The 3,847-nt window shown below is 62.3% G+C and carries 4 protein-coding genes; 1 reads left to right on the top strand and 3 read right to left on the bottom strand.

Annotated features, from left to right (window positions below; genetic code table 11):
- A partial coding sequence (locus tag VEK15_20935) for a GTPase (GenBank protein HXV63177.1) occupies positions 1-331 on the bottom strand: 331 nt, incomplete at its 3' end.
- Between the two features lie 167 nt (positions 332-498).
- On the opposite strand from VEK15_20935, the gene VEK15_20930 reads away from it, so the two are divergent.
- On the top strand, positions 499-768 hold the full coding sequence (locus VEK15_20930; GenBank protein ID HXV63176.1) for an HU family DNA-binding protein: 270 nt from the start codon (positions 499-501) through the stop codon (positions 766-768).
- Here the strand turns inward: VEK15_20930 and VEK15_20925 are convergent, their stop codons facing one another.
- On the bottom strand, positions 769-1,851 hold the full coding sequence (locus tag VEK15_20925) for an aromatic ring-hydroxylating dioxygenase subunit alpha (GenBank protein ID HXV63175.1): 1,083 nt from the start codon (positions 1,849-1,851) through the stop codon (positions 769-771).
- 22 nt (positions 1,852-1,873) lie between these two features.
- Positions 1,874-3,847, bottom strand: a 1,974-nt coding sequence (gene priA / locus VEK15_20920) for a primosomal protein N' (GenBank protein ID HXV63174.1), incomplete at its 5' end; no start/stop codon positions are given.

The following is a 3,847-nucleotide window of genomic DNA, read 5'->3' as shown; positions in this document are numbered from 1 at the left end:
AGCGCAGGCGATTGGCAAGGAAATGATCCTCGGCCACGAGACCGGTGCGACCGTCCACAACCCAGCAGACCACATCGGCGCTGCCGATAGCAGCGTGGACTTGCTCGGCTACCTGCTCGTCGAGAGGCGTCTCCGCTTGTTCTTGGATTCCCCCGGTGTCGATCACGTCGAACGACCGGCCTCTCCATATCACTTCGGTCTCGTTTCGATCCCGCGTCGAGCCGGCAATCGCGTCGACGATCGCTTTGCGCGATCCGCTCAGGCGGTTGAACAACGTCGACTTGCCGACATTTGGCCGCCCGATGATGGCTACGCGAGGACGACGAAACATCTTTGTCTCATTGAAGTGGAGAAGCGTGGCCGTGGCGCCGTCATTATACCGCACCGCATCCGACAGATCGTTCTAACTCGAACGTTTTGAGTATGATATAAGGAACGCTGCTTGACACGGTCGGTCAACGGTTCCTATAATCGAGCTGTATCCCATTGGAGGTCAATATGATAAAGGTGGACATCATCAACGAGGTGTCCGCTACCGCGAACATCACCAAGGTGAAAGCGGAACAAGCCGTGGAAGCCGTGCTCGACGCGATGAAGAACTCGATGAAGCGAGGCGAGCGGATCGAGCTGCGCGGTTTCGGTGTCTTTCAGGTGAAACCGAGAAAGCGGGGTATCGGTCGCAATCCGAGAACGGGCATGGAAGTTCGCATCCCGCCCGGTCGCACGATCCGCTTCAAGCCGGGAAAAGACCTCCAGAACATTCCTTAGCTAGCCCTCATCACTTCCTTCTCGGCCGACCAACTGCTCCAAGAGAAGCCCGTGAAAGTGGTGCACCCCCGCCTCGCGGGCGACCGACAGACGACCCCGATCGTAGGAACGTGACGCGAGCCCTCTCTGGACCGCGGCACAGATTCTCATGTCCTCTCGCTGGACCTGCTCGCTGAAGGCGATCGCTTGCTCGATATCTCCCTTGCCATACCACTCGAACACGGTCAGAGTTCGTGACTCACTTAGGGGTAACACCGCATTCACCTGGATGTTGCCCGGATAGACGTTCAACATCAAGTTGGGAAAGATCCAGTAGTAAAGAGCCTCGTCGAGCTCACCCTTATTCGGATAGGTGCGGTCCTTGCGTCCCGGGCGAAGGGGGGCGAGCTGCCTCGAAAAGCTCCCATGAGGCTCGACCCGGTAGCGTTCGTAATCGATTTCACGAAACAGGCCAGGGTGCACGATGGGAATGTGATAACCCTCCAGATAGTTGTCGACGTAGACCTTCCAGTTGCAGTCGATCTCGTACTCGCGCCGTTCCACTATCGGCATCGCACCGAGCGGAAATCCGGCGAGAACGATCTCGGCGCCGATCTCGGCGAGATGGACTGGGAGCGGTGAGGCCGATGGGTCGAGGTTCGCGAAAACGAAGGGGCCCCAATCTCCGACAGCCACCGGCTCGAGTCGAATGGAGGAGAGATCGAGCTCGTGTACACCCTCCATTTCGGGGGCTCGGCGCAGACGTCCGTCGAGCCCATAGGTCCAGCCGTGATATCCGCACTGAAACTGCTTGCGATTGCCGCACCGAGCGGCAACTGGTCCCGCTCGATGGCGACAGACGTTGTAGAAGCCTCGGAGCGTTCCCGCCTCGTCCCTCGAGATCAACAATGGCTCGCCAAGGAGCTCGTGGGTGAAGTAGTCTCCGGGGCTCGACACGTCGGCGGCCCGACCCACCCATTGCCACGTTCGGAAGAACACCCGCTCGCGCTCCAGAGTCAAGAAGGCCGGGTCGAGATACCAGCTCGATGGAATGGTCGAGGCTCGGCTCAGCTCCACCGATCGGTGTTCCGACGTGTCGGTCAAGCTTCGTCGACTCCCTCGTGGGTCAGGCCAATGTCAGTGGATCCACGTCTATCGTCATGGAACGCGCGATCGATTCGTCTTTCAGAAGCGTCCGAATCAACGCCCGAACGCGGCCATGACTCGATCGCGTGAGCTTCAAGAGCAGCTGGCAGCGATAACGGTTTCGGACTTTTGAGCGGACGGCGAAAGCCGGGCCGAGAACTCTCAGACTCTCCAGCTCCTGGCTTTTCAAGAACGTCGCCGCCCTTCTCGCCTCGCGGGTTGCTTCGGCCATGTTGGCGCCTTCGAAGACCAGGTTCACGAGCCGCACGGCGGGTGGGTACAACAACGCGCTGCGGAATTTCCGCTCCGACTCGTAGAATCCCTCGAAGTCCTGCGACCGCGCGAACTCGAGGCTGTAGTGATCCGGCGTGAAGGTCTGGATGAGCACTTTCCCGGGACGATCGCCCCGCCCCGCGCGACCCGCGACCTGGGTCAGGAGCTGAAACGTGCGCTCGGCGGCGCGAAAGTCGGGTGCTCCCAGAGCATTGTCGGCGGCGAGCACTCCCACGAGCGTCACCGCGGGAAAATCGTGCCCTTTGGCGAGCATCTGCGTGCCCACCAGAATGTCGAGCTCCCTCGCGGCGAACCGGGTCAGGAGCGCCTCGTGACTCCCCTTTCTTCGCATCGTGTCGCGGTCCATCCGGGCCACCCGACTGTCGGGAAAGCGCTCTTTCATGAGCTCTTCGACGCGCTCGGTGCCATATCCCACGTGACGCAGGTACTCTCCCTGGCACATTTCACACCGTTCCGGAAGAGCGCGCCCTAGCCCGCAGAGGTGGCAGACGGCCAGGGTCGCCCGCCGGTGAAGCGTCATCGCCAGGCTGCATTCCTTGCAGGTCAGGGCCATCCCGCACCGTCGGCAGATGAGCTGGCCGGCGTAGCCACGACGGTTGAGAAGCACCATGGCCTGCTCGCCCTCGGCGAGTCTCGATTCGATGGCGGTCGCGAGCGGGCGGGAGACGATCGTCTCCGGTCCTTCCTCACGAACCACCTCTTTCATGTCCACGAGCTCAACCGACGCCAGGGAACGGTTACCGATGCGCTCCGGAAGCACGACCAAGCGGTAGCGCCCTTCGACGGCGTGCGTATACGACTCGAGCGAAGGGGTCGCGGAGCCGAGCACGACGACGGCTCGATCTTCGCTCGCCCGAACGATGGCGACGTCACGAGCGTTGTAGCGCGGGATCTCCTCCTGCTTGTAGGAGCCTTCGTGCTCCTCGTCCACGACGACGAGCCCGAGATCTTCGATGGGCGCGAGCACTGCGGAGCGAGCTCCCACGACGATGCCGGCTTGACCGTTTCGAATGCGCCACCACTCGTCGCGTCTTTCCGCGGAGCCGAGCGCACTGTGAAGAATCGCGACCCGCTCACCGAATCGCCCATAGAGAAGTGCCGCGAGCCGGGGCGTCAGGGCAATTTCGGGAACGAGGAGAAGGACCGCGCGGCCCGCGCGAACGACCTCTTCGGCCGCTCGCAGGTAGACCTCGGTCTTGCCACTTCCGGTGACGCCTCTCAGAACCATCGGCGAGAACATCCCCAGGCGGGCCGCGCCGACGATGACTGCGATCGCCTCGCTCTGGTGGCGCGTCAGCTCCATCGGCCGGGAGTCTTGAGGCCGAGCCATCCGGAGACGTTCCCAGGGGCTTTGTCTCACCGGCTCGCGAGTGAGCTCGATGAGCCCCTTTCGAGCGAGTCGACGGAAGAGTCCTCCGGACTTGAGCCCCACTTCGTATCGGATCACGCCGACGGGCACGGCCTCGGTCGCAACCGATAGCAACGTCAGAACCCGCGCGCTCGAGGGGTGGAGCTTTTCCTCCGCGAGCGCGGCCCTTCCCGCTTCGGTAATCTTCGCGATCTGTCTCGTCGCCCCGACGCGACCATGGATGTCGCGATGACCGGCCACATAGCCCATGCGTTGGAGCGTGGCGAGCGCTCCGGAAACGCTCTTTCGGCC

The organism is Vicinamibacteria bacterium (assembly GCA_035620555.1).
In the GTDB taxonomy this organism is placed as follows: domain Bacteria; phylum Acidobacteriota; class Vicinamibacteria; order Marinacidobacterales; family SMYC01; genus DASPGQ01.
The sequence above is the reverse complement of the archived record's forward strand: the minus strand, read 5'-3'. Positions and strand labels throughout refer to the sequence as shown.

Coding starts and splice junctions, on each gene's coding strand:
- VEK15_20930 (HXV63176.1), top strand. CDS start 499: ATGATAAAGGTGGACATCATCAACGAGGTGTCCGCTACCGCGAACATC.